The following is a 25,060-nucleotide window of genomic DNA, read 5'->3' on the forward strand; positions in this document are numbered from 1 at the left end:
GAGCACCAGCACGACGGCGACCCCCGTCCCGATCCGCCAGCGGGCCCGGGGCCGCCGCGGGCGCAGGAGGAGCGCCAGTTCCTCCGTCCCGTCGCTCTGCTGCATCCGAGAACGCTAGGAGCGCAGCGACCGGCCGAGCGGACCGGCAGCACTCATCCGTGGACGACGCGCGGCCCCTCCGATGTGGAGGAGCCCCTGCGGCCGGACGCGGACTCGCGCCCTCGAGACGGAGAGCTAGACGGCCTTCGTCACCAGGTTCACCAGGCGCGGTGCGCGCACGATCGCCTTGACGACCTCGCGGCCGACCAGAGCGCGCGCGACGCCGGCCGTGGCCCGCGCCTTCTCCTCGAGCTCGTCCGACGAGATCTTGGGCGAGACCTCGAGGCGGTCGCGCACCTTGCCGTCGACCTGGAGGATCGCGGTGACCTTCTCCTCGACGAGCAGCGTCGCGTCGGCCTTCCGCCAGACGACGTGCGCGACGGGGCCCTGGTAGCCCAGGCGGTTCCACATGTCCTCGGCCGTGTACGGCGCGAACAGGTTGAGCGCCATCGCGATGACCTCGGTGGCCTCGCGCACCGCGGCGTCGCCGCCTCCGGCTCCCGAGTCGATCGTCTTGCGGGTCGCGTTGACGAGCTCCATCAGGCGGGCCACGACGACGTTGAACTTGAACGCCTCGATGAGCGACGGCGACTCCGCGAGGAACCGGTGCGTCTGGCGTCGCAGTGCGGCGTCGCCGTTCTTCCACTCGATGTCGGGCTTCGAGGTGACGTCCTTCGCGAGACGCCAGGCGCGGGCGAGGAACTTCGCGCTTCCGGACGGCGAGACGTCGGCCCAGTCGATGTCGTCCTCGGGCGGTCCGGCGAACGCCATGGTGAGGCGCACCGCGTCCACGCCGTACTCGTCGAGCTGCTCCGACAAGCGCACGATGTTGCCCTTGGACTTCGACATCGCGGCGCCGTCCATCTGCACCATGCCCTGGTTGAGCAGCGCCGTGAACGGCTCGGTGAAGGACACGTAGCCGAGGTCGAAGAGCACCTTGGTGATGAACCGCGCGTACAGCAGGTGCAGGATGGCGTGCGTCACGCCTCCGACGTACTGGTCGACGGGCGCCCACTTCTCGGCGAGCTTGGGGTCGAACGCCTGCGTGTCGTCCTTGGGCGAGAGGAAGCGGAGGAAGTACCAGGAGGAGTCGACGAACGTGTCCATCGTGTCCGGGTCGCGGCGCGCAGGGTGCCGTCGACGGGGTTCGGCACGTTCACCCAGTCCTCCGCCGCACCGAGCGGCGACGAGCCCTTGGGCTGCAGGTCGAGGCCCTCGGTCGGCGGGAGCACCACCGGCAGCTGGTCCTCGGGCACGGGGATCAGCTCGCCGTTCTCGCCGTGGATGATCGGGATGGGCGTTCCCCAGTAGCGCTGGCGCGAGATCAGCCAGTCGCGCAGGCGGTAGTTCTTTGCCGAGCGGCCGCGGCCGCGCTCCTCGAGCAGCTTGATCACGCGCTCGATCGCGGTGCGCTTGGAGAGTCCGTCGAGCGGGCCCGAGTTCATCAGGCGTCCGTCGCCGGTCAGCGCCTCGCCGGTGACCGCGGGATCGGCGGAGTAGCGCGCCTCGAGAGCTGCGAGCTCCTCCGGGTCCTCGGGGATGACGGGGATCGCACCGGTGACGGGTGCGGAGGTGTCGACGACGACGCGGACCGGCAGGTCGAAGGCGCGGGCGAAGTCGAGGTCGCGCTGGTCGTGCGCGGGCACGGCCATGACCGCGCCGTGGCCGTAGTCGGACAGCACGTAGTCGGCGGCCCAGATCGGCAGCCGCTCGCCGTTCACCGGGTTGACCGCGTAGCGGCCGAGGAACACGCCGGTCTTGGGGCGGTCGGCGGTGAGGCGCTCGATCTCGCTCGATTTCTGCACCTTCTCGAGGTACGACCGGAACGCCTCCCGGAGCTCCGGCTCCGCGCCCTCGACCAGCTCGGTCGCGAGGTCGGAGTCGGGGGCGACGACCATGAAGGTCGCGCCGTAGAGCGTGTCGGGGCGCGTCGTGAAGACGGTGACGCGCTCGTCGCGGCCCTCGATCTCGAACTCGACGTCGGCGCCGATGGAGCGGCCGATCCAGTTGCGCTGCATCGCAATGACCTTCGACGGCCAGGAGCCCTCGAGCTGGTTGAGGTCGTCCAGCAGGCGGTCGGCGTAGTCGGTGATCTTGAAGTACCACTGGGTGAGCTTCTTCTTGACCACGACGGCGCCCGAGCGCTCGGACGTGCCGTCGGCGAGGACCTGCTCGTTGGCGAGGACCGTCTGGTCCACCGGGTCCCAGTTGACCCAGCTGTCCTTGCGGTAGGCCAGGCCCTTCTCGTACATCTTCAGGAACAGCCACTGGTTCCACTTGTAGTAGTCCGGGTCGGACGTGTGGATGACGCGGTCCCAGTCGAAGGAGGCGGCGTAGCGCTTCATCGAGCGCTTCTGCTGCTCGATGTTGTCGTAGGTCCAGGTGACGGGGTTCAGTCCGCGCTTGATCGCCGCGTTCTCGGCGGGCAGGCCGAAGCTGTCCCAGCCGATCGGGTGGAGCACGTTGAAGCCCTGCTGGCGCCAGTAGCGCGCGATGACGTCGCCGAGCGCGTACGCCTCGGCATGGCCCATGTGCAGGTCGCCCGAGGGGTACGGGAACATGTCGAGCACGTACTTGCGGGGGCGCTTGTCGTCGGGGAGGTCCGTCGAGAACGGGCGGGTCTCCTCCCAGATCGGCAGCCACTTCTCTTGAAGCGCGCGGAAGTCGTAGCGGTCCTCGTCGTTCGCGCCGGTGTGCTGGGAGGTCTCGTCTGCCACAGGTGTGTCCTACTTCATCAGGGTGGGGAGGACGCGCACGGCCCCCGGGGGCGGCGTCCGACGAACCACCCTACTGGCCCCTAGCGACCGGGCGACGAATCCTCCGCGACCTCCGGGGGCACTCCGAGCGCGGCGAGCAGCGCGCGCGCCTTCAGCCGCGTCTCCTCGACCTCCTCCTCGGGCACCGAGAGGACGGTGATGCCGCCGCCGGTGCCCAGCCGTGCCCGCTCCGGCTCGATCACGAGGCTCCGGATCGTCATCGCCAGATCCAGCGAGCCGTCGGCGCCGATCCTCCCGAACGCGCCGGAGTAGACGCCGCGCGGCCCCTGCTCCCACTCGCGCAGCAGCTCGACGGCACGGCGCTTGGGCGCTCCCGTCATCGAGCCGGCGGGGAAGGTCGCGGCGATCAACGCCGCGGGCCCCACTCCCTCGGCCGGCAGCGCCGACACCTCGCTGACCAGCTGGTGCACGTGCGGGTAGGTCTCGACCTCGAGCAGCCGGTCCACGCGCAGAGAGCCGGGACTCGCGATGCGGGCCAGATCGTTGCGGACGAGGTCGACGATCATGACGTTCTCGGCGCGCTCCTTGACGCTGGAGAGCAGCTCCTCACGCAGGGCCTCGTCCTCGGCGGCGTCGCGACCGCGGGGGCGGGTGCCCTTGATCGGATGCGTCGCCGCGCGTCCGCCCGCCTCGCGCGTCAGGAAGCGCTCGGGCGAGGCGCTGACGAGGGAGCGCCCGCCGAAGCGGATCAGACCGCCGTGGTGGCTCGGACTCCAGCGTCGCAGCCGCCGGTAGCACTCGACGGCGTCGAAGGAGCCCTCGATGACCACCTCGTTGGTGAGGCAGAGCTGATAGGCGTCGCCGGCGCGGATCGCGGCCTGGCAGAGGCGGATCAGCTCGAGATAGGCGTCGCGCCCGTGCCGCCAGCGGACTCCGGACACGGGCTCGGCGGGAGCGGGATCCGCGAGGGGCTCTTCGGCGAGCGCCGTCAGCGCCGCGGCGAGGCGGTCCGCCTCCTTCCGCCGGGGCGGGGAGGACACGACCCGGAGCGACTGCGCGGCGTGGTCGAACTCGAGCACGGGGTCGCCGCGCAGGAGCACGAGGGCCGGAGGCGCGTCGGCGGACGCCTCGGGGACGGGCAGCGCGACGAAGGGCGCGCCCGCCTCGTACGAGAGCCAGCCGTAACGGCCGAGCGCGCGGTCGCCGCCCGTCGACTCCGCATCGACGCGGGCGAGCGCCTCCGGCACGTCGCCGCCGGCCTCGACGACGATCGCCTCGGACGGCGCGCAGGAGCCCTGGAAGGACCGGCCCAGGCCCGCCCCTGAATCGAGCCAGAAGGCGGCCTCGCAGTCGCGGTACAGGGCGAGGAACGCCCGCTCGGGGTCCACCCACGGCAGGACCACCTCGTGCAGGTCCTCGAAGAGCGGGGCGCCGACCACTGGGCTAGCGTAGGCCGTCGTGGACGACGAGCAGATGCGGGACTGGGACGGGCGGGAGCTCGGCGCCCCGCGCGAGCCGTCGAGCACCCCGCTCCTCGCCGCCGACTCGTGGCTCGTCTCCGAGGGCCGCGTGCGCGGACTCGACCTGCACCGCGAGCGCTTCCTGGGCGCGGTCTCGGCGGCCCGCGGCCCGGCCGACGCCGGCGCCTTCTTCGACGCGGCCGTCGCCGCTCTCCCGCACCGGCGACCTCTTCCCCCGCGTCGAGCTCGACTCCGGCGGACTGCGCCTGCGGCTGCGCCCCGCCCCGCCCCGCACCCGCACGGTCGCCCTCTGGACCAGCCCCGTCGACCCGCGGCGCGTCCCGGAGTGGAAGGGTCCGGACATCGCCCGGCTCGCGCTCCTGCGATCGCGGGCGATCGCGAACGGCGCCGACGAGGCCGTGATCCTCGACGCCGACGGCGCGATCCTCGACGGCGCGACGAGCGCCGTGCTGTGGTGGCTCGGCGACACCCTCGTCGTCCCTCCGCCCACCAGCCCGCGCGTGCGCAGCGTCACGGCGCGCACGATCTCGGTGCTCGCCGGCGCCCTGGGCGTCGATGTCCTCGAGGCGCCTACCGAGCCGGAGTCGCTCGACGGCCGGGAGGTGTGGGTGGTCAACGCCCTGCACGGGGCGCGCCTGGCGACCTCCTGGGTCGGCGGACCGGCGCTCGCCGCCGAGCCCGGCCGGCTCGACGCGTGGCGTCGCCGCCTGGACGCGCTCCGCCGCCCCCTGCCCTGACGGCGCTCTGCCGATCCTGCAGGATGGAGGGGTGCCTCCCTCTCCTCCGACCCGTGCCGTCGCCCCGGCGGTGCTCCTGCTCCCGGCCCTCCTCGTCGCAGGATGCGCGACCGCTCCCGCCGCGCCCGCAGTCACGAGCACCACGCAGGCGATCCTCGAGTACCAGTACTACGAGCTCGAGGAACTGGTGGCGGACGCCGACCGGATCGTCGAGGGCACCGTCGTCTCGACATCGGACGTCGTCGCGCACCCGGTCTTCGAGGGGGACGACCCGTACCTGAATCCTTCTCCGAGGCGTCCGAGGAGGAGCGGGAGGCGGCGAGCAGGGAAGGCGCCCACGCCACCACCGAGGTCGTGCTCGACGTGACCGGCGTGCACAAGGGCGAGAGCCCGGACCGCCTCGTCATCACGCAGTGGGGCGGCGTCCTCGACGGCGTGCTGACCACCAGCGCGCAGCAGCCCCTCCTCGTCCCCGGCGAGGACTACCTCCTCTTCCTCGGCGCGGGCGAGCGCCCCGCCACCCTCGGTGGCGGGGCGGGCAGCTACGAGGCGTCCGACGGCGCCTTCCTCGCGATGGCCGACCACGCTCCGGTCGCGTCGCTCGAGCGCGAGGAGCTCGCGATCCTCCTCGCCTCCGACGGCGCCCGTGCGCCTCTCGCGCAGTGGCGGTATGAGCGAGGCCGGTGACTTCCTGCGCGCCGTCCTGGCCTACGAGGGCGACGAGTGGCGCGCTCAGGACGTGCGCGAGCGGCTGGGGAACGACCTGGACCTCGACCGGGGCGTCGGTCGGAGCGGTGCGCGGGAGCGTCCGGGACGCGCTGAACAAGTTCCGCGGGCTGACCCACGACGACGTGACGGCGCTCGCCTCGGAGCTCTGGCTGCCTCCCGTCTTCGAGCACCGGCTCGCCGCGGTGGTGCTGCTGCAGTCCCGTGTCGCTCTGCTGCGCGCCTCCGATCTGACCCGGCTGGAGGGCTTCGTGCGCGACGGCCGGGTGGCCGAGCTCGTCGATCCGCTCGCCCGGGACGTCGTGCGGCCCCTGCGCGACGCACTCGACGGGCGCGCTCGCGCCCGGATGGACGCGGTCCTGGACCGCTGGGCGTCCGAGGGCGGGATGCCCGCCCGGCCGCCGCGCTCGTCACACGCTGACGGCGGTCCCTCGCGAGACGACGACCCTGCGGTCGAAGCAGAGCGACGGATCCACGCGGTGCGCGATCAGGATCACCGTGCGCCCGCCCGCAGCGTCCAGCAGATCCGCGAGCAGCGCGTCGGCGACCGGGGCGTCGACCGAGGCGGTGGGCTCGTCGAGGACGAGCACCGCGAAGTCGGCCAGCAGGGCGCGCGCCAGGGCGAGGCGCTGCGCCTGCCCGCCCGACACGAGGGAGCCGCGCTCCCCCACGCGGGCGTCCAGCCCGCCGCGGGACGCGGTCCACCCCGCGAGTCCGACCCGCGCGAGCACGGCCTCCAGCTCCTCCGCCGACGCGGACGGCCGTGCGAAGAGCAGGTTCTGCCGGATGGTGTCGTCGAAGAGGTAGGGCTGCTGCTCGACCAGGCCGACCACGCGCCGCACGTCGGCCTGCGGCAGGAGGCGCGCCTCCACTCCCCGACGAGGTACGAACCGGAGTGGTCGAGGAAGCGCACGAGCGCGTGGGCGAGCGTGGTCTTGCCGGACCCGCTGCCACCGGTCACGAGCACCCGCTCGCCCGCGGGCAGATCCAGGGTCACGTGCGCCAGCGCCGGAGCGGAGGCGCCCGGCCACGAGACCGACACGTCGCGGAGCGCGAGATCGGCACCCTGCGGCGCCGGGGCGAGCGGTTCGACGTCGGCGTCGGTCGCGAGGGCCGGGGATGCGGCCTCGCGGTCGAGATCCGCGAGACGCTGCGCGCTCGAGAGAGCCGTGCGCGCCGACTGCACCGCCGCCGGAGCGACCGCCACGACCTCGAAGACGGCCAGCGGCACCAGCGCGAGCACCCCCAGGGCGGGACCCCCGGAGCGACTCCACCGAGGGGATGCCGAGCGCCAGCGACGCCCAGACCGCGCCGCCGGAGCAGAGCGCCAGGATCGCCACGGCGAGTCCCGTCGACATCGCGCGGCGCCGGGCCGCGCGGGTGAGGGCCGCCTCCGCCTCGGCGACGTCGGCCAGCGCTCCCTCCGCCGCGTCGAAGGCGATCAGGACGTCGAGACGGGTGATCAGCAGGTTCAGCCGCTCCGCGAGCTCTCCGCGCAACGGCGCCAGCTCGCGGTCGGCGCGGGCCGAGACGAGCCCGGAGCCCAGCGCCCCCGCGACGAAGGCCACGAGCAGGAGCGCGAGCAGCACCGCTCCCGCGGCGGGGAGCAGGAGCCAGACGCCCACGACGGCGAGCGTCGACACGGTCAGCGCCACCACCAGCGGCTGCACGATCCGCAGCGGCACGTCCTGCTGAGCGTCGACGTCGGCGACCACGCGCGAGACGAGGTCGCCGCGGCGCACCCGGCCGAGCCCGTCGGGCGCCACCGGGACGAGCCGGTCGTAGACGCCGGCCCGAAGGTCCGCGAGAGCCCGGAAGGCGGCGTCGTGACCGCTCAGCCGCTCGAGGTAGCGGAAGAAGGCCCGGGCGAGGGCGAAGGCGCGGACCCCGACGACGGCCATCGAGAGGAAGAGGATCGGCGGCTGCTCCGCCGCGCGGACGATCAGCCACGCCGAGCAGGCCAGCAGGGCGACGACGGAAGCGGAGGAGAGCAGGCCGAAGGAGAGGCCGGGCAGGAAGCGCCGCGCGGGCGGCATCGCCGCGCGCAGGACGTCGGCGCGCCTCATCGGAGAACCGCCTCGGCCGGAGACAGCGCGAGGACGGCATCGGCGGCGGCGATCGTCGCCGGCCGGTGCGTCGCGACGATCACGATCGCGCCGTCATCGGCCAGGGAGCGCAGTCCGGCGAGCAGCCGGCGCTCCGACTCGTCGTCGAGCGCCGCGGTCGGCTCGTCGAGCGCCAGCACGGCGCCGTCCCGCTCGAGCAGGCGGTGCACGGCGCGCGCGACGGCCACCCTGGCGCTCTGCCCGCCCGAGAGGCCCGTCCCCTCCGCGTCCACGCGGCGCGACGGATCGACGTCCACCGCCGCGAGCCGCAGGGCCTGCTCGACGCGGTCAGCGTCCACCGACCTCGCGCCGAGGGCGGTGTTCGAGGCGACCGTGCCGGGCAGCAGATCGGCGCGCTGCCCCGCCCAGGCCAGCCAGTCGCGGCCGGACCGCGTCGCGACCGGCTCCCCGCCGAGGAGGACGGCTCCGAGGAGGGCACGAAGCCCGCGAGGACGCCGAGCAGGGTGGACTTGCCGGATCCGCTCGCTCCGACCAGCGCCGTGATCGTGCCCGGGGCGAACGTCGCGTCGACGGGAGCGAGCACGCGTCCCGCTCCGTCGTCGACCGCGACCCCCGCAGCTCGAGGGCGCCGCGCGCGCGGGGAGCAGGGGACGCCGCGGGCAGGAGCGCCGCGCGCTCGATCACCGAGAAGGCCGCGTCGGCGGCCTGCACACCGTCGGCCGCCGCGTGGAACTCGGCGCCGACCTGCCGGACGGGCAGGAACACGTCCGGCGCCAGCACGAGGACGAACAGGCCCACCGCCAGCGCGAGCGACCCGTCGACCAGCCGCAGGCCGATCGAGACCGCGACGAGCGCGACCGACAGCGACCCTGCGAGCTCCAGCACGAATCCGCTCACGAACGTCACGCGCAGCACCTTCATGGTGTGCACGCGGTACTCCTCGGTCAGAGCGCGGATCCTGGCGCTCTGGCGCTCCGCCCGCCCGAAGATCTTGAGCGTCGCGAGCCCGCCGACCGTGTCGACGAAGCCGGAGGCGAGCGCCTGCAGCCGGTCCCACTGCCGCTTCTGCACGGCCTGCGTCGCCCAGCCGATCAGGATCATGAAGACCGGGATCAGCGGGAGCGTCACGACCAGGAAGAGCGCACTGAGCGGATCGGCGAGCAGGACCACGCCGACGAGGATCGGAGTCGTCACCGCCGTCGCGATCAGCTGCGGCAGGTAGCGGGCGAAGTAGCCGTCGAGCGCGTCGAGCCCGCCGCCCAGCAGCGCGACGTCGCCCCCGGAACCGATTCCGGAGCGCCCGGACGGACCGAGCGCGACGACGGCCTCGAGGACCGCGGCGCGCAGCTGCGCCTTCGCCCCCACTCCTCCCCGGACCGCGGTGACCTCGGTCGCCCAGGCCAGCGCCGAGCGCACCGCCACCACCCCGAGCAGCCCGCCCAGCAGCGGACCGAGCGCCGATGCCGATCGGCCGTCGACCGCTCCGGCGACGAGCTGCGCGACCAGCCAGGCGAACGCGATCGCTCCCAGGGTGCGGGCGAGCGCGGAGCGCCGCCGAGCACGAGGAACGCACGCGCCGCCCGGGCGTAGCGGAGCAGACGGGGATCGAGGGGCTTCACGTCAGAGGGGCTTCCGGTCGCGGGCGTCACGTCAGTGGGCGTCCACCGGGATCTGCGTGCGGGTGATGCGCTTGCGGAAGATCCAGTAGGTCCAGGCCTGGTACCCCACGATCAGCGGGACGAACACCAGCGCCGTCCAGCTCATGACCGTCAGCGTATAGGGCGTGCTCGAGGCGTTCTCGATCGTGAGGCTGTTCGCCGCGTCGTTCGACGCGGGCATCACCGCGGGGAACAGCGTCGTGAACAGCGCGAGGACCGCGAGGGCGATCGTGCCGGCGAGGAGGCCGAAGGCGCGGCCCTCCTGACCTCGGAGGTTCGCCACCCAGGCCAGGATCAGTGCCCCGGCAGCGGCGAGCGAGAGCAGCCACGAGGGGCCGGTGCCCGACTGCAGGTTCGTCCAGGCCAGGAACACCGCCGCGACCACGATCGTGAGCAGCCCCGCCTTCGTCGCCAGCCGGCGCGCCCTCTCACGGATCTCCCCGTCCGTCTTGAGCGACACGAAGACCACTCCGTGCGTGAAGAACAGCAGGAGGGTCGTCAGACCACCCAGGAGCGCATAGGGGTTCAGCAGGTCGAAGACGGTGCCGGTGTAGCTGTGGTCGGCGTCCAGCGGCACGCCCTGCACGATGTTCGCGAAGGCGACGCCCCAGAGGAACGCCGGCAGCGCCGAGCCCACCACGATCATGCGGTCGAACCGGGTCTTCCAGGCCGCCTCCGGGCGCTGGTGGCGGTACTCGAACGAGACGCCGCGCGCGATCAGCGCGAGCAGGATCAGCAGCAGCGGCAGGTAGAAGCCGCTGAAGAGCGTCGCGTACCACTCGGGGAACGCCGCGAACATCGCCGCCCCCGCCACGATGACCCAGGTCTCGTTGAGGTCCCACACCGGGCCGATGGTGTTGATGAGGACCCGGCGGTCGGTGTCGTCGCGACCGAGGAACGGGAGCGACATGCCGACGCCGAAGTCGAAGCCGTCGAGGACGAAGTAGCCGATGAAGAACGCGGCGACGATCCAGAACCAGAGGGTGGGCAGATCCATGGTGGTGCCTCCTAGTAGACGGTGCCGACGAGCTGCGGGCGACCGCTCTCCTCGTCGATCTCGGGGGCGTCGTCCGGTCCGGCCTGGGCCGCCCGCTTGATGAGCCGGAACTCGACGACCGCGAGGGTGCCGTAGATCGCGGTGAACGCGAGGAGCGAGATCAGCACCTCGACTCCGCTGACGCCGGGAGAGACGCCGTCGGCGGTCTTCAGCAGGCCGAAGACCAGCCACGGCTGGCGGCCCATCTCGGTGAAGATCCAGCCCACGATCATCGCGAGCAGGGGCAGCGGAGCGGCCCAGATCGCGATCCGCCACATCCACTGCTTCGGCTCGCGGCCCTTGCGGGTGAACCAGAGGCCGGCGGCGGCGACGCCGATGGCGAGGACGCCGAGCGCCATCATCCAGCGGAACGACCAGTAGGTGACCCAGATGATCGGCGTGTAGTCGCCGGGGCCGTAGACCTGCTCGTACTGCGCCTGCAGGTCGTTGATGCCCTCGACCGTGCCGGTGAACGTGTGCGTCGAGAGGAACGACAGCAGGTAGGGGATGCGGATCGAGAACAGCTCGCTCGAGCCGTCGGGCGTGCCCCACGTGAAGACCGAGAACGAGGCGTCCACGCCGGTCGAGGTGCGGTACAGCGCCTCGGCCGCCGCCATCTTCATCGGCTGGGTGTCCACCATCGCGAGGCCGAGCTGGTCGCCGGTCAGAAGGGTGAGACCGCCGCTGATGATCATCATCCAGGCGCCGAACTTGAGCGCCGGGCGCATGGTCTCGAGGTGCTGGCTGCGCGAGAGGTGGTACGCGGCGACGCTGATGATGACCGCGGCCGAGACCATGAAGCAGGCGAAGACCGTGTGCGGGAACGCCGCGAGCGCCACCTTGTTGGTGAGCAGGGCCCAGATGTCGGTGAGCTCGGCCCGGCCCTTCGCCTCGTTGATCCGGAAGCCGACCGGGTTCTGCATGAAGGCGTTCGCGGCGATGATGAAGTACGCCGAGAGCGTCGTGCCCAGCGAGGTCAGCCAGATGGTGGCGAGGTGCAGCTTCTCGGGGAGCTTGTCCCAGCCGAAGATCCAGAGGCCGATGAAGGTCGCCTCGAGGAAGAAGGCGAGGAGCCCCTCGAACGCGAGCGGCGCGCCGAAGACGTCGCCGACGAATCGGAGTAGTCGCTCCAGTTCATGCCGAACTGGAACTCCTGGACGATGCCGGTGACGACGCCCATCGCGAAGTTGATCAGGAAGAGCTTCCCGAAGAACTTCGTGAGCTGCAGGTAGTGGATCTTCGAAGTCCGCACCCAGGCGGTCTGGAAGATCGCGACAGTCAGGGCCATGCCGATCGTCAGCGGCACGAAGAGGAAGTGGTAGATCGTCGTCAGACCGAACTGCCACCTCGACAGCAGGAGCGGATCCAGGAGTTCGTTCACGGCCCCGAGCCTAGGTCCGCGTCCGGTCGCCGATCGCCTCCGATCCCAGTACTGGGGCGGATGTGCGCCCCTTCCGACTCCTCCTGCGACACCCTTTCACGGGCCGCTCTCGACCGCCTCCGGAGGGCCGCGCGCAGAAGGTCTGTCGACGTCAAGGGGGAGTGTCTCGACGTCGAGGAACACCTCCGCCTGAGGACGGTCGAGAAGGACTCGGGATCGGCAGACGCGCTGCCGCGGACGTCTCGAGGACGAGCGATTCCCGCAGCGCGCAGAAGCTGAGGATCCGACGCCCCGGTTCCCGGCTTCCTCTCAGGATGAACGGATCGCACCGGCGTGTTGAACGTCCGTTCAGCGCGGGTGACCGCGGGTGACCGCGCATGCACCGCACGCCCGGCCGCGCCCCGTACGATCGATCCATGCCGAGCAAGGGGAGCTACGCCAAGGGTGTCGCCAAGCGCGAGGAGATCCTGCAGACCGCGCTCGAGGTGTTCTCGCGCCAGGGGTACCGCAAGGCCTCACTGCGCGAGATCTCGGAGGCGGTCGGACTGACGCAGGCGGGCCTGCTGCACTACTTCGATTCGAAGGAGGAGCTTCGCCGAGGTCCTCCGCAAGCGCGACGACCTCGACCGGACGGCCTACGACCTCGACCAGTCGGGCGACGCCGCGATCGAGGAGCTCGTGCGCCTCATCCGGCACAACAGCGACGTGCCCGGGCTCGTTCACCTCTACGCCACGCTGTCCGCCGACGGGACCGACCGGTCGCATCCCGCGCACCCGTTCTTCGTCGAGCGCTACGGCATGGTCATCGAGCTCCTGGCGTCCCGGGTCCGCGAGGACCAGCGCGAGGGGCTCATCGCGGCGGACGTCGATCCCGAGATCGCGGCGCGCATGATCACGGCTCTCTCCGACGGCCTGCAGATCCAGTGGCTCCTCGACGACGAGGTCGACATGGGCTCGATCGTCGAGACCTTCTGGGCGCTGCTCAAGCGCGTGCACTGAGGCGACGGTTCCGACGTGAACGACGCTCTCACCGCGATCCTGGACGTCGTCGTCTCCGTGCCGCCCGTCTGGCGCACCCTGCTCGCCGGGCTCGCGATCTTCCTCGAGACGACGATCCTCGCCGGACTGATCGTGCCGGGCGACACGGTGGTGATCGTCAGCGCGACGGGGGTCACCACTCCCTGCAGTTCTTCGCCCTCGCCCTCACGGTGATCGTGGGAGCGCTCGGCGGCGAGTCCGTCGGATTCGCACTGGGCCGCTTCTTCGGGCCCCGGATCCGCGGCTCGCGCCTCGGGCGCCGGCTCGGCGAGAAGAACTGGCTCCGCGCCGAGCGCTATCTCGCGCGCCGCGGTGGGATCGCCGTCTTCCTCTCGCGCTTCCTCCCCGTGCTCCACTCGCTCATCCCCCTCACGGTCGGGATGAGCGGGATGGGCTACCGCACGTTCATGGCGTGGACGACGCCCGCCTGCGTCATCTGGTCCTTCGCCTACGTCGGAGTCGGCACGGCGGTCGCGGGCGGCTACCGGGAGCTCTCGGACACCCTGCACGGGGCGGGGTACCTCTTCGTCGGGGTCATCGTGCTGTTCGTGCTGCTCGTGCTCGGCGGCAAGAAGCTGCTCTCACGAGCAGAGGCGCGTCACCTCGACGAGTGACGCGCCCCTGCGCAGTGCGGTCGGCCGGAGCCGACCCGGTCAGCCGATCAGGCCGGCCGAGGTGAGCCACTCGGTCGCGATGGCCGCGGCCGACTTCTGCTCGTTGACGCTCTCGGAGTTGAGCGAGACGAGGTCCTCGGCGCTCAGCTCGGCGCTGACCGCGTTCAGCACGTCCGCGGCCTCCTCGTCGACCTTCTCGGAGACGATCGGCACCACGTTGTCCGCGACGAACAGGCCGTCGGGGTCCTCGAGGGGCAGCAGCGAGTTCGACTCGATGTTGGGGTCGGCGGTGTAGATGTTCGCCAGCTGGATCTGGTCGCTGGTCAGCGCGTCGACGGTCGTCGATCCGCCGCTGTCCTCGATCGCCTGGAACGTGGTGGCGACGCCGTACTTCTCCTGCAGCGCGTCCGGCCCGTAGGGGCGGGTCTGCAGCTCGGAGTTGCCGCCGAGCACGATCGGGTCGGTGACCTTCGAGAGCGAGGCGATGTCGGTGAGGCCCCACTGGTCCGCGAAGGCCTGGGTGACCGTGTACGAGTTCTGGTCGCTGGCGTCCGCCGCGTCCAGGGCGCGCAGGCCCTCGGGCAGCGCCTCGGTCAGCGCCGAGTACACGTCGTCGGCGGAGGTCGCGGTGGTGTCGGGCTCGAGAGCCTGGAGGAGGCTTCCGCCGTACTCGGGGAAGACGTCGATCGAGCCGCTCTCGATCTCGGGGAGGTAGATCTCGCGCTGTCCGATGCGGAAGTCGCGCTGCACGGTGAAACCGCCGTCCTCCAGCGCCTGCGCGTAGATCTCGGCGATGATCTCGTTCGAGTAGTAGTCCTGGGAGCCGACGACGATCGTGTCGCCGCCCTCGGCGGCACCCGATCCCTCGTCCAGCGGATCGCTCGAGGAACACCCCGCCAGTGCCACGACGGCACCGACCGCGAGTGCGCCCAGCGCGACACGGCCCTTCGTGAAGTGTGCTGTGAACATTGCTATTTCCTCTCTTCGGTGGGGATCCCCACCACCGCGCGTCGTCGGGGCGACGAGGCGCGGATGTTCGAACGGCCGGCGGCGCTGCCGGCGAGACCGAGGACCACTCCGCGCGGGACGGCGACCCGCTGGAGGACGGCGTAGACCACCTCGCTGATCAGAGTGAGCACGATGACGATGATGGACCCGGCGAGCATCTGCGGGTAATCCCCCGCCTTCACGCCCTGGAAGATGTAGCGGCCGAGCCCCCCGGCGCCGATGAAGTCGGCGAGCGTGGCGGTGGCGATGATCTGGAGCGTCGCCGAGCGGAGGCCGCCCATCAGCAGCGGGAGCCCGAGCGGGATCTCGACCTTGGTCAGGATCTGCCACTCCGTCATGCCGACCGAGCGCGCGGCGTCGACGGTGCGACGGTCGACGGCCTCGAGACCGGAGTAGGCGCCGGCGAGGATCGAGGGGACGGCGAGGATCACCAGCGCGATGAGCGGTGCGCCCAGGCCCAGGCCCAGGCTCATGGCGGCGAGCACCAGCACGCCGAGCGTGGGGAGCGCGCGCAGACCGCCGGCGACGGGCACCGCGACGCCCTTGCCCTTGCCGGTGTGCCCGATCGCGTAGCCGATCGGGATCGCGATCGCCGCGGCGATCACGAGGACGAGGAGGCTGATGCCCAGGTGCTGGGCGACCCGGGTGGGGATGCCGTAGATCCCGGTCCAGTGCTCCGCATCGCCGATCCAGGCGAAGGCCTCGAGGATGAGGTTCACGACGTGACCGCCTTCCGGGGCGCGGAGGCTCTGCGGTCGGAGCGGACGCGGTCCGCCGCGGTCCACGGCATCAGCAGGCGTCCGAGCAGGACCAGCAGGCCGTCCAGGGCGAGGGCCAGTGCGATCGTGAGCACGATGCCGGTGACGATCTCGCCGGTGATCCCGCGCTGGAAGCCGTCGGTGAAGAGCAGGCCGAGGCTCTGGATGCCGAGCACGGCGCCGACGGTGACCAGGCTGACGGTGCTGACCGTGACCACCCGGAGGCCCGAGAGCAGGACGGGCCCGGCGAGGGGGAACTCGACCCTCCAGAAGCGCGCCCAGGCGGAGTAGCCCATCGCCGTCGCGGACTGGATGACGTCGTCCGACACCGCCGACAGCGCGTCGGCCGTCGTGCGCACCATGAGCGCGATGCCGTACAGCGTCAGGCCGATGACGACGTTGGCGGTCGAGCGCAGCGGGATGCCGAGCACGGCCGGGAGCAGGATGAACATCGCCAGCGAGGGGATCGCGTAGAGCACCCCGAGGGCGGTGAGCAGCGTGCCGCGACTCCAGCGGTACCGGTTGGCGAACCAGCCGAACGGCACCGAGAGCACGAACGAGAGCAGGATCGGCGGCACCGAGAGGGCGAGGTGCGCGAGCAGGTTCGCGACGATCGAGTCGACGTTGTTGACGACCCAGTTCACGAATCGACGCCGTCCCGGCCGCGGAGCACTCCCGTGGGGCGCCCGTCGCCGTCGATCACCAGGCGCACCCCGTCGCGCTCCTCGATGCTGAGCGTGCGCTTGCCCCGGTCGGCGCCGATGAAGCCGGCGACGAAGTCGCTGGCGGGGGCCGCGAGGATCTCGGCCGGCGAGCCCTTCTGCGCGATCCGCCCGCCCTTCTCCGAGGATCACGACCTGGTCGCCGAGCAGGAAGGCCTCGTCGATGTCGTGGGTGACGAAGACCACGGTCTTGTCGAGCTCGCGCTGCAGCCGCAGGGTCTCGCGCTGCAGATCGGCGCGCACGAGCGGGTCGACGGCGCCGAAGGGCTCGTCCATCAGCAGGATGTTGGGGTCGACGGCCAGGCCGCGCGCCACTCCGACGCGCTGCTGCTGCCCGCCCGACAGCTGGCTCGGGTACCGGGTGGCGAGGGAGCGGTCGAGGCCGACCGTGTCCATCAGCTCGAGCGCGCGCTCGTGAGCGGCCTTCTTCGCGACTCCGTTCAGCCGCGGCACCGTGGCGATGTTGTCCACGACCCTGCGCGATGCGGCAGCAGGCCCGAGTTCTGCATGACGTAGCCGATGCGGCGGCGCAGCGCCACGGCCGGGAGCGTCGAGATGTCCTCGCCGTCGATCTCGATCGTGCCGCCCGTGGGCTCGATCATGCGGTTGATCATCCGCAGGATCGTCGTCTTGCCGCAACCGGAGGAGCCGACGAAGACGGTGGTGCGCCGCGACGGCAGCACGAGCGAGAAGTCGTCGACGGCACGGGTGCCGTCCGGGTACCGCTTGCTCACTCCACGGAATTCGATCACGCCTGTGCCTGCTCTCGCTCCGCCGTACCGGGCCTGTCCCGGGTCGGGAACCTCGCGAACCCGGCTGTCAGCAAAACATCATTCGGAGACGCCCGCCAACCGGATGGCGGAGTGTTGCGCGCGGCGGCCAGGACGACTAGGACCTGCTGAACAAGATCTCGCGTGCTCCGCTCGTCCTGGTCGCACGATCTGCGGCGTCGGGATCCCTCGGTCGATGCCCGCATCGACCTTCGGCTCCCTCCTTGCAGCTCGCACGACCAGGCCGTGCTCGCGACGGCGATCTCTTGTTCAACAGGCCCTAGGCGCTGTCCCCCACCGGGCCGTAGTGCATCGAGAGGTAGTTGCGCAGCAGCGCCCGGCTCTCGTCGATGAAGCGCTGGTCGCCGTTCGGGTCGATCAGGAACGCGCGGGTGAGCAGCGAGTCGGCGACCTCGACGACGACCTCCAGGCGGAAGGACAGCTGCGCGCCGCCCGGCAGGCCGTACTCGGACGAGAGGATCTCGGCGAACCGGCGGGCGAAGAAGCCGGCCTCGAACGCCTCGCCCGCGACCTCGGGGGCGTGGACCGTGTCGACGAAGCGGATCGAGCGGAAGCCCGCCTCGGTGCGGTGCATGTCGCAGAACGCGTCCACCGCGCAGTCGACGGCACCCCACCACGTCGCGGGCTTCGTGTCCCGGATCTCGGAGATGACCTTCTTGCGGAAGCGCTCGAGCGCCCGCTCGCGCAGCGCTTGGAGCACGGCGATGCGGTCGGGGAAGTAGCGGTACACGGTGCCGATGGCGGCACCCGCGCGCTCGGCGACCATGGCGGTGGTGAGGCGGTCGAATCCGACCTCGTCGACGACGGCGGCCGCGGCGTCCAGCAGCGAGGCGAGTCGCGCGGCACTGCGCACCTGCACGGGCTCGTTGCGGACCTGAGGGGATTCGCCGAAGGGTCGATCCACGAGATTTCCTAGAGGCACGGCGGGCTCCTTCGCTGACGGTTCCTACAATCGTACGCACGCGCACACGCCGTCCGCGTCACTTCGCCGAATGTCCCTCGTGTTCCACGCCCCCCGATGGGCGACGGCCGCAGGACGAACCGCCCTCATCAGGAGGGACCCCATGTGCGGACGCTTCGTCCTCTCGCAGACCACGGCCGACCTCGTCGCCCTCTTCGACATCGACGACGTCGGCGCGGATCTGCCCGAGCCGTCCTGGAACATCGCGCCGACGCAGCGCGTGCCGATCGTCGCCGAGTCGATGAAGGGGGTCGAGGAGGGCAGCCCGCCCCGCCGCCGTCTCGCGGGTGCCCGCTGGGGCCTCGTGCCCCGCTCCGCCGCCGACCCCTCGGCCGGTGCGCCGCTGATCAACGCGCGGATCGAGACCGTCGCCGAGAAGCCCTCGTTCCGGGAGGCGTACGCCGCCCGCCGCGCGATCCTGCCCGCCTCCGGCTGGTACGAGTGGCGCACGGGCGCCGACGGCGCGAAGTCGCCCTCTTCGTCTCGCCGGGCGGGGACTCCGTCGTGCTGTTCGCGGGCCTGTACGAGTGGTGGCGGTCCGCGGAGCCGGGCGCGCCCTGGCTGCTCTCGGCGACGATCCTCACCCGCCCGTCGGCCGGGGTGCTCGCGGACGTGCACGAGCGGATGCCGGTGCTCCTGCAGCCCGAGCTGATCGAGGACTGGCTCGACCCGCTCGCGGAGCCGGACGGCTCGCTCCTGCGCGCGGCGTCGGACGGTGCCGCGGAGCTCGCCGAGGAGCTCGAGGTCCAGCGGGTCGGCGACGCCGTGGGCTCGGTCTCCAGCAGCGGGCCGGAGCTGATCCGACCGGTCTAGAGGGCTCTGCGGCCCGGGGCGCCGTCTGCCACACTGGGCGGATGCCGCTGACGCCCGCAAGCAAGCCCATGAGCGCCGGGGCGGCGGAGGTCATGCACCGCGCCGCACGCCTCGAGGACGCGATCCACCGGTTCCGGATGAGGCGGGTGAAGCGCCGGGCTACGTCGCCCGGGTGATCCCGTACACCGGCTACGGCTCCACCGGACAGCTCCGGGTCCTGGCGCGCGTGCTCTACACCCGCCCCACTCCGCCCGGCGCCGCGGAGGAGTCGCCCGTCGAGGGCGTGCGCGGCTGGCGCAGCTTCACGAGCGTGTTCGTGAGCGGAGCGGTGGTCTCCGTCGAGGTGGACGGGCAGCGGCACGACATCGTCGCCGACCGCGGCGGGGTCGTCGACTCCGACATCCCGATCACGCTGGAGCCGGGATGGCACACGATCACCTTCACCACGGCCGACGCCGCACCGGTCGAGGCCCCGGTCTTCATCGTGGACCCCGAGGCCCGGATCGGCATGGTCTCCGACATCGACGACACGGTCATGGTGACGGCGCTCCCCCGGCCCTTCATCGCCGCGTGGAACACGTTCGTGCTGAACGAGCACGCGCGGATGCCCACTCCCGGCATGGCGGTCTTCCTCGACCGCTTCGCCCGCCGGAACGAGGGCTCCCCGTCATCTACCTCTCGACCGGAGCCTGGAACGTCGCGCCGGCGCTCACGCGCTTCCTCTCGCGCCACCTCTACCCCTCCGGCGCCCTGCTGCTCACCGACTGGGGCCCCACGCACGACCGCTGGTTCCGCAGCGGCAAGCAGCACAAGGAGCAGAACCTGCGCCGCCTGGTCGCCGAGTTCCCCGACATGCGCTGGCTGCTCGTCGGCGACGACGGACAGCACGACGAGGAGATCTACTCGGACTTCGCCCACGAGCACCCCGACAGGGTCGCCGCGATCGCCATCCGGCAGCTCTCGACCGGAGAGGCGGTGCTGGCGGGTGGGCGCTCGAAAGCCGCCGACCGCTCCGAGACCAGTGGGACGCCGTGGGTCTACGCGCCCGACGGTGCGGGCATCTCGGAGCAGCTCACCGAGCTCGGCCTGCTCTAGAGGCCGCCGGAACGCGAGAGGCCGCCGTCCCCGAGGGGGCGGCGGCCTCTCGCATTCTCAGACGATCACGCCTGGTGAGCGGCCTGCAGGTCGAGCGTGATGGTGACCTTCTCGCCGATGAGGACGCCGCCGGTCTCGAGCGCGGCGTTGTAGGTGAGACCGAAGTCGGTGCGGTCGATGGTGGTCTTCGCGGTCAGTCCGGCCTTGTAGTTGCCGTACGGGTCGGTGCCGAAGCCGCCGAACTCGACCTCGAAGGTGACGGGCTTGGTGACGCCCTTGATGGTGAGGTTCCCGTCGACGAGGAAGTCGTCGCCGTTCGCGCGCACGCCGGTCGACGCGAAGTGGATCTCGGGGTACGTCTCGGCCTCGAAGAAGTCGCCGGTGCGGAGGTGGCCGTCGCGGTTGGGCTCGTTGGTGTTGATGGAGGCGACCTCGGCGGTGGCCTCGACGGTCGAGTCGAGCGGGTTCTCACCGGTGGTGAACGTCGCGGTGAAGCGCTCGAACTTGCCCTTGACCTTGCTGATCATCAGGTGGCGGACGCTGAAGGCGACCTCGCTGTGGGTGGGGTCGATGACCCAGGAGCCGGCCTTGTAACCGGGGATGGAAAGCGTGTCGGTCATGATTACTCCTCGAGAGAACGGTCGTCGCGGGGAGCACCTCCCCGTCCGATACATGCAAGCGTATCGAGGATCCGACTATTCCATGTAGCTACAACTATTTCTGGCGTGTCGCGGTCCTGGAGTCGGTCGCCGGGTTCCGGATCCCGACCAGCGAGACGAGACCGCCGAGGATCAGCAGGACGGCGGTCGCGAGCGCCGCTCGCGAGAAGCCGCCGTCGTCCAGCGTGCCGCCGACCACCAGCGTCGTGGCCGCGATGGCGACCAGGCCCGCGATGCGGGACACCGCGTTGTTCACGGCGGAGCCGACTCCGCTGTGCTCGCTCCCCACGGCGCCCAGGATCGTCGAGGTCAGCGGGGCGACCGTCAGGGCGAGCCCCAGTCCGAACAGCAGGATCCCCGGGAGCAGCTGCGTCAGGTAGTCGGCCGGCTCGCGCACGCCCACCAGGAGGAGGAAGCCGCCTCCGGCGAGGATCGGCCCGAATCCCATGAACAACCGCGGACCGAACCGGGCCGAGAGAAGCCGGCGTACTGCGAGACGAGCAGAAGCAGGATCGTCGGAGGCAGGGTCGCGAGCCCCGCGAGCGTCGCCGAGAAGCCCAGGCTCTGCTGCAGGAAGAGCCCCAGCGCGAAGAAGCCGAACGACAGGGCGCCGTAGACGAAAGCGGTCGCGATGTTCCCGACCGTGAAGTTGCGCGACGCGAAGAGCGAGAGCGGCAGCATCGGATGCGGCGCCCGCCGCTCCCAGACGACGAAGGCCACCAGCGCCGCCACCCCCACGATCAGCGCCGTCAGTACGAGGGGATGAGCGATGCCCAGCCGCTCCTGCTCGATCAGCGCGAAGACCGGGCCGCCGAGTCCGACGACGCCGAGCACGGCTCCGACGCCGTCGATCGGCACGCGCGTGCCCGCGTCCACGTGGCCGAGGCGGCGCAGCAGCACGATCGTGACGAGGATCGGCAGCACGTTCAGCGCGAAGACGTAGCGCCAGGAGCCCGCGTCCACGAGCAGCCCGCCGAGCACCGGTCCGGCGATGGTCGCGGTGCCCGTCCACGCGGTCCACGCGCCGATCGTCCTCGCCTGCGCCGCTCCGCGCACCGTCGACACGATGAGGGCGAGCGAGCTCGGCACGAGGATCGCTCCCGCGGCGCCCTGCAGCATGCGCGCGACGATGAGCACCTCGGCCGTGGGGGCGACGGCGCAGAGCAGCGAGGTGACGCCGAAGCCGACGAGGCCGATCATCATGCTGCGCGCGCGTCCGATGCGGTCGGCGAACGACCCCGCGACGAGGATCAGCGCCCCGAGGGTGATCAGGTAGCCGTCCACCACCCACTGCTGAACCGCCAGGCCGCCGCCGAGCTCGTCGGTGATCGCGGGCAGCGCGACGTTGACGACGGTGCCGTCGAGGAAGGCGACGAAGGAGGCGAGGATCGCGACGACCAGGACCGCCCGGCGACGCCGCTCCCCCTCGTCGACGGTGGGATCGGAGGCGCTCACATTCGGTTCCGGCTCATCCGCTCACGGTACTCCCGGCTCCGCCGGTGCGCGCTTGTCGGACGCGTCGCCTACTCTCGTAGCCATGTCTGCGCAAGGAACCGCCCGCGGCGGCGTGCTCGCCCGCGTTCTGGGGATCGTCGGGGCGAGTGTCGCCGGGGTCTGCTGATCACGGTCGGCGTCACCCCCGCTCTCGCCGTCACCGGCCTCGCCTCGAACAACCCGATCGGGCTGTTCGAGACCGTCCCCGAATACCTCGAGCTCGGGCAGCTGGCCCAGAAGACCGAGATCTACGCGAAGAACGCCGACGGCACCGACGGCCTGCTCGCCTCCTTCTACGCGCAGAACCGCGAGGAGGTGACGTTCGACCAGGTGGCCCAGTCGGTCAAGGACGCCACCCTCGCGACCGAGGACCCGCGGTTCTACGAGCACGGCGGAGTGGACCTGCAGGGCACCATCCGCGCCGTGGTGAGCAACGTGATCGGCGGCGACCTGCAGGGCGGCTCTCGATCACGCAGCAGTACGTCAAGAACGTGCTCATCCAGCAGGCCGAGGCGCTGAGCGATCCCGCCGCCTCGCAGGCCGCGTACGACGAGGCCACCGCCACCACTCCGGCGCGCAAGCTCAAGGAGATGAAGCTCGCCGTCGACCTCGAGAAGAAGTACAGCAAGGACGACATCCTGCTGGGCTATCTCAACATCGCCGGCTTCGGCGGGCAGGTCTACGGCATCCAGGCCGCGGCCGAGTACTACTTCTCGACCACCGCCTCCGCCCTGACGCTCGCTCAGGCCGCCAGCCTGATCGCCACCGTCAACAACCCCAACGGGCTCCGCATCGACCTGCCCGAGAACGTCGCCGCGAACAAGGAGCGCCGCGACTACGTCCTGGGCCGCATGCTCGAGGAGGGGAAGATCTCGCAGGCCGACCGCGACGCCGCCGTCGCCGAGGAGGTCGTGCCGGCCATCACGCAGACCCCGACCGGCTGCCAGACCGCTCAGGACGCCGCCTTCTTCTGCGACTACGTCACGCGCGTCGTGCAGAACGACCCCGCGTTCGGCGCCGACGAGGCCACTCGCCTCGCGAACTTCCAGCGCGGCGGCTACAAGATCTACACCACGCTGGACCGCGACCTTCAGGCCGTCGCCACGGCCGCCACGAACCAGTGGGTGCCCAAGACCCCCATCGAGGAGGTCAACATCGGCAGCTCTGACCGTCTCGATGGAGGTCGGCACCGGCCGGATCCTCGCGATGGTGCAGAACAAGGACTACGACGCCGCCGGCTCGGTCAACGGCGAGAACTTCGGCCATCAACTTCAACACCGACACCGCGTACGGCGGATCCAACGGCTTCCAGGTCGGATCGACCTACAAGGTCTTCACCCTGGCGCAGTGGATCGCCAACGGGCACACCATCTACGAGACGGTGAACGGCCGCGAGCGCACCTTCGAGGACTTCCCGGCCTCCTGCGCACCGGACGGCGAGTGGTTCGGCGACTTCCCCGTCGGCAACGACGACGACGAGACCGGCACCTTCAGCGTGCTCCAGGGCACGATGCGCTCGATCAACACCGTCTACGTCGCCATGGCCCAGCAGCTCGACCTCTGCGCGATCCGCGACCAGGCGGCCGCGTTCGGCGTGAAGACCGCGTCCGGCGCCGAGCTCCAGTACCTCCCCTCGGCGATCCTCGGCTCGGCCGACCAGATCGCGCCGCTGTCGATGGCGACCGCCTTCGCCGGCTTCGCCAACAACGGCACCGCGTGCAGCGCGATCGCGATCGACTCCATCACGGACGCCGCCGGGAACCCGGTGCAGCCGCCCGTGTCGACCTGCAACCAGGCCCTGTCCCCCGAGCTGACCGCCGTGGCGACCGACGCGCTGCAGGACGTCGTCACCGGCGGCACCGCCGCCGCCTCCGACCCGGACGACGGCATCGAGCACATCGGCAAGACCGGCACCACCGACGACGCGGTGCACACCTGGATGGACGGGGCCTCGACCGAGGTCGCGACCGTCGTCTGGGTGGGCAACATCACCGGGGACGCGTCCATGCGCAACGTCCGGGTGCGCAACGCCGAGACGGGGACGCGGGCCTACGCCTCGAACGTCCGCCACTACATCTGGAACGCGGTGATGACCCGCGCCGACGAGAAGTACGGCGGAGAGGACTTCGCCGACCCCAGCGCCGCCCTGCTGAACGGCCGCCAGGTCACGATCCCGAACGTGACCGGCCGCTCGGTCGACTCACGCGACGGACGTGCTCGAGGACCTCGGGTTCGACGTCGAGGAGGGGGCACCGTCGACTCCGCCGCCCCCGCGGGCACCGTGGCGGGAACCGATCCCGGCGCCGGCACGGCCATCGCGCGCTACTCGAGCATCACGCTGCTGATCAGCAACGGCTCCCAGGTGCCCGCCGCGGCTCCCGAGACCCAGGCTCCTGCGCCGGCCCCGACCGAGACGGCGCCCGCTCCGGCTCCCACCGAGCCGGTCGAGCCCGCGGCGCCGACCGCGACTCCCACCGCCGCTCCCACGGCCACGCCCACCGCGGACGTGACGGAGTGAGCACCGGGTTCGACCCCGCCTTCCTGGGCGCAGCGCTGATCGCGCCGGCGCCGCAGGCCGACCGGGTCGTGCGGCGACTCCCCTACACGCACTTCGAGGTGCTGCTGGATCCCCGGCGCCGGCTCGCGCTGTCGACCGCGGTGAACATCGACGGGGCATCGCTCCTGGACCTCGGTCGCGGCGACGACTGGCACCTGGACGACCGGGCGCCCGCCTCCGAGCAGACCGGTCCCGAGGTGTACTCCCGCAACGACCTCGACCGCGGCCATCTCGTGCGCCGTCGCGACCCGGTGTGGGGCGAGCCGGCCGAGGCGCGCGCGGCCAACCACGACAGCTTCTGCTACACCAACGCGGCTCCGCAGGCGAGCGGCTTCAACCAATCGAAGGAGCTGTGGCTGGGCCTGGAGGACCTCGTCCTCCAGTACGCGCAGACCTGGCGCACGCGCCTGAGCGTCTTCACCGGCCCCGTTCTGGCCGAGGGCGATCCGGTCTACCGCGGGGTCGGCGTGCCCCGCCGCTTCTGGAAGATCGCGGCGTGGAGCCCGGACGGCGAGACCCTCGCCGCCAGCGCGTACCTCCTCGACCAGTCCGACCTCGTCGAGCCGATCCGCGAGACCGCCGCCCCCGGCCTGGGCGCCTTCCGCACCTTCCAGGTGCCGGTCGCCGAGATCGGCGAGGTCACCGGCCT

General features: G+C 71.5%; 15 protein-coding genes and 14 pseudogenes. 12 read left to right on the forward strand and 17 right to left on the reverse strand.

Annotation, left to right across the window (positions count from 1 at the left end):
- Positions 1–234: 234 nt before the first annotated feature.
- The 3 genes and pseudogenes from leuS to AC0CII_RS07080 all read right to left on the reverse strand — a co-directional run bounded on the left by leuS (position 235) and on the right by AC0CII_RS07080 (position 4,496).
- Positions 235–2,816, reverse strand: a pseudogene (gene leuS / locus AC0CII_RS07070) (leucine--tRNA ligase).
- An 80-nt stretch (positions 2,817–2,896) separates the two neighbouring features.
- On the reverse strand, positions 2,897–4,255 hold the full coding sequence (locus AC0CII_RS07075) for an anthranilate synthase component I family protein (RefSeq protein ID WP_465225644.1): 1,359 nt from the start codon (positions 4,253–4,255) through the stop codon (positions 2,897–2,899).
- A 4-nt stretch (positions 4,256–4,259) separates the two neighbouring features.
- Positions 4,260–4,496, reverse strand: a complete 237-nt coding sequence (locus tag AC0CII_RS07080; protein WP_465228960.1) for a hypothetical protein — start codon at positions 4,494–4,496, stop codon at positions 4,260–4,262.
- Positions 4,497–4,548: 52 nt separating this feature from the next.
- Between AC0CII_RS07080 and AC0CII_RS07085 the strand changes: the two genes are divergently transcribed.
- The 4 genes and pseudogenes from AC0CII_RS07085 to AC0CII_RS07100 all read left to right on the forward strand — a co-directional run.
- Positions 4,549–5,034 carry an aminotransferase class IV gene (locus tag AC0CII_RS07085; RefSeq protein ID WP_465229086.1) on the forward strand — a complete coding sequence of 162 codons (486 nt, stop codon included), beginning with the start codon at positions 4,549–4,551 and terminating at the stop codon, positions 5,032–5,034.
- 70 nt (positions 5,035–5,104) lie between these two features.
- The gene (locus AC0CII_RS07090; protein ID WP_465228961.1) at positions 5,105–5,401 is read left to right on the forward strand and encodes a hypothetical protein; all 297 of its coding nucleotides are present in this window, start codon (positions 5,105–5,107) and stop codon (positions 5,399–5,401) included.
- A complete protein-coding gene (locus AC0CII_RS07095) occupies positions 5,389–5,721 on the forward strand; it encodes a hypothetical protein (RefSeq protein WP_465225641.1) in 333 nt (110 codons plus the stop codon). Before AC0CII_RS07090 ends, AC0CII_RS07095 begins: the two co-directional genes overlap by 13 nt.
- Positions 5,722–5,828: 107 nt before the next feature.
- A pseudogene (locus AC0CII_RS07100) lies at positions 5,829–6,074 on the forward strand (DNA alkylation repair protein); the annotation flags it as partial.
- A gap of 96 nt (positions 6,075–6,170) precedes the next feature.
- Here AC0CII_RS07100 and AC0CII_RS07105 read toward each other — a convergent pair.
- From AC0CII_RS07105 to AC0CII_RS07135, 7 genes and pseudogenes are all read right to left on the reverse strand, one after another.
- Entirely contained in the window at positions 6,171–6,791 is a 621-nt protein-coding gene (locus AC0CII_RS07105; RefSeq protein ID WP_465229087.1) for an ATP-binding cassette domain-containing protein, read from the reverse strand.
- Positions 6,701–7,003: pseudogene (locus AC0CII_RS07110) on the reverse strand (thiol reductant ABC exporter subunit CydC); the annotation flags it as partial. The pseudogene AC0CII_RS07110 and the gene AC0CII_RS07105, both read right to left, overlap by 91 nt.
- An 819-nt stretch (positions 7,004–7,822) precedes the next feature.
- Positions 7,823–8,344 carry an ATP-binding cassette domain-containing protein gene (locus AC0CII_RS07115; RefSeq protein ID WP_465229088.1) on the reverse strand — a complete coding sequence of 174 codons (522 nt, stop codon included), beginning with the start codon at positions 8,342–8,344 and terminating at the stop codon, positions 7,823–7,825.
- A pseudogene (locus tag AC0CII_RS07120) lies at positions 8,344–8,409 on the reverse strand (hypothetical protein); the annotation flags it as partial. The pseudogene AC0CII_RS07120 and the gene AC0CII_RS07115, both read right to left, overlap by 1 nt.
- A gap of 257 nt (positions 8,410–8,666) precedes the next feature.
- Positions 8,667–9,356 (reverse strand): annotated as a pseudogene (locus AC0CII_RS07125) (ABC transporter transmembrane domain-containing protein); the annotation flags it as partial.
- Between the two features lie 120 nt (positions 9,357–9,476).
- Positions 9,477–10,481 (reverse strand): cytochrome d ubiquinol oxidase subunit II, encoded by a 1,005-nt coding sequence (cydB, locus tag AC0CII_RS07130; RefSeq protein ID WP_465228962.1) that lies wholly within the window; start codon positions 10,479–10,481, stop codon positions 9,477–9,479.
- 11 nt (positions 10,482–10,492) lie between these two features.
- A pseudogene (locus AC0CII_RS07135) lies at positions 10,493–11,901 on the reverse strand (cytochrome ubiquinol oxidase subunit I).
- Between the two features lie 416 nt (positions 11,902–12,317).
- On the opposite strand from AC0CII_RS07135, the pseudogene AC0CII_RS07140 reads away from it, so the two are divergent.
- From AC0CII_RS07140 to AC0CII_RS07150, 3 genes and pseudogenes are all read left to right on the forward strand, one after another.
- Positions 12,318–12,434, forward strand: a pseudogene (locus AC0CII_RS07140) (TetR family transcriptional regulator); the annotation flags it as partial.
- A 145-nt stretch (positions 12,435–12,579) separates the two neighbouring features.
- The gene (locus AC0CII_RS07145; RefSeq protein ID WP_465228963.1) at positions 12,580–12,900 is read left to right on the forward strand and encodes a TetR family transcriptional regulator C-terminal domain-containing protein; all 321 of its coding nucleotides are present in this window, start codon (positions 12,580–12,582) and stop codon (positions 12,898–12,900) included.
- 15 nt (positions 12,901–12,915) lie between these two features.
- Positions 12,916–13,553 (forward strand): annotated as a pseudogene (locus AC0CII_RS07150) (DedA family protein).
- A 39-nt stretch (positions 13,554–13,592) separates the two neighbouring features.
- Here the strand turns inward: AC0CII_RS07150 and AC0CII_RS07155 are convergent.
- The 5 genes and pseudogenes from AC0CII_RS07155 to AC0CII_RS07175 all read right to left on the reverse strand — a co-directional run bounded on the left by AC0CII_RS07155 (position 13,593) and on the right by AC0CII_RS07175 (position 17,691).
- Positions 13,593–14,522, reverse strand: coding sequence for an ABC transporter substrate-binding protein (locus AC0CII_RS07155; RefSeq protein ID WP_207402475.1), 930 nt, complete (start codon positions 14,520–14,522; stop codon positions 13,593–13,595).
- Between the two features lie 2 nt (positions 14,523–14,524).
- Entirely contained in the window at positions 14,525–15,280 is a 756-nt protein-coding gene (locus AC0CII_RS07160) for an ABC transporter permease (protein WP_465225634.1), read from the reverse strand.
- Positions 15,277–15,963 carry an ABC transporter permease gene (locus AC0CII_RS07165; RefSeq protein WP_465225633.1) on the reverse strand — a complete coding sequence of 229 codons (687 nt, stop codon included), beginning with the start codon at positions 15,961–15,963 and terminating at the stop codon, positions 15,277–15,279. The genes AC0CII_RS07160 and AC0CII_RS07165 overlap by 4 nt, the downstream gene beginning before the upstream one ends.
- A pseudogene (locus AC0CII_RS07170) lies at positions 15,960–16,793 on the reverse strand (ABC transporter ATP-binding protein). The gene AC0CII_RS07165 and the pseudogene AC0CII_RS07170 overlap by 4 nt, the downstream one beginning before the upstream one ends.
- A 298-nt stretch (positions 16,794–17,091) precedes the next feature.
- On the reverse strand, positions 17,092–17,691 hold the full coding sequence (locus tag AC0CII_RS07175; RefSeq protein ID WP_465228964.1) for a TetR/AcrR family transcriptional regulator: 600 nt from the start codon (positions 17,689–17,691) through the stop codon (positions 17,092–17,094).
- Between the two features lie 205 nt (positions 17,692–17,896).
- On the opposite strand from AC0CII_RS07175, the pseudogene AC0CII_RS07180 reads away from it, so the two are divergent.
- Positions 17,897–18,606 (forward strand): annotated as a pseudogene (locus AC0CII_RS07180) (SOS response-associated peptidase).
- Between the two features lie 41 nt (positions 18,607–18,647).
- A pseudogene (locus tag AC0CII_RS07185) lies at positions 18,648–19,701 on the forward strand (App1 family protein).
- A 65-nt stretch (positions 19,702–19,766) separates the two neighbouring features.
- On the opposite strand, the gene AC0CII_RS07190 reads toward AC0CII_RS07185, so the two are convergent.
- Together AC0CII_RS07190 and AC0CII_RS07195 are read right to left on the reverse strand one after the other, a co-directional pair.
- Positions 19,767–20,321, reverse strand: a complete 555-nt coding sequence (locus AC0CII_RS07190; RefSeq protein WP_055792972.1) for a YceI family protein — start codon at positions 20,319–20,321, stop codon at positions 19,767–19,769.
- A 94-nt stretch (positions 20,322–20,415) separates the two neighbouring features.
- A pseudogene (locus AC0CII_RS07195) lies at positions 20,416–21,815 on the reverse strand (MFS transporter).
- Between the two features lie 369 nt (positions 21,816–22,184).
- Here AC0CII_RS07195 and AC0CII_RS07200 point away from each other — a divergent pair.
- From AC0CII_RS07200 to AC0CII_RS07210, 3 genes and pseudogenes are all read left to right on the forward strand, one after another.
- Positions 22,185–23,239 (forward strand): annotated as a pseudogene (locus tag AC0CII_RS07200) (transglycosylase domain-containing protein).
- Complete coding sequence (locus AC0CII_RS07205; protein ID WP_465229089.1) at positions 23,206–24,372, forward strand: penicillin-binding transpeptidase domain-containing protein; 1,167 nt, start codon at positions 23,206–23,208, stop codon at positions 24,370–24,372. The pseudogene AC0CII_RS07200 and the gene AC0CII_RS07205 overlap by 34 nt, the downstream one beginning before the upstream one ends.
- Positions 24,373–24,470: 98 nt before the next feature.
- A pseudogene (locus AC0CII_RS07210) lies at positions 24,471–25,013 on the forward strand (DNA/RNA non-specific endonuclease); the annotation flags it as partial.
- Between the last annotated feature and the right edge of the window lie 47 nt (positions 25,014–25,060).

This window comes from Rathayibacter sp. AC182 (assembly GCF_979253875.1).

Excerpts from the sequence above, each read along its gene's own strand:
- cydB (WP_465228962.1), bottom strand. The coding sequence starts at position 10,481 with ATGGATCTGCCCACCCTCTGGTTCTGGATCGTCGCCGCGTTCTTCATC.
- AC0CII_RS07155 (WP_207402475.1), bottom strand. The coding sequence starts at position 14,522 with ATGTTCACAGCACACTTCACGAAGGGCCGTGTCGCGCTGGGCGCACTC.
- AC0CII_RS07190 (WP_055792972.1), bottom strand. The coding sequence starts at position 20,321 with ATGACCGACACGCTTTCCATCCCCGGTTACAAGGCCGGCTCCTGGGTC.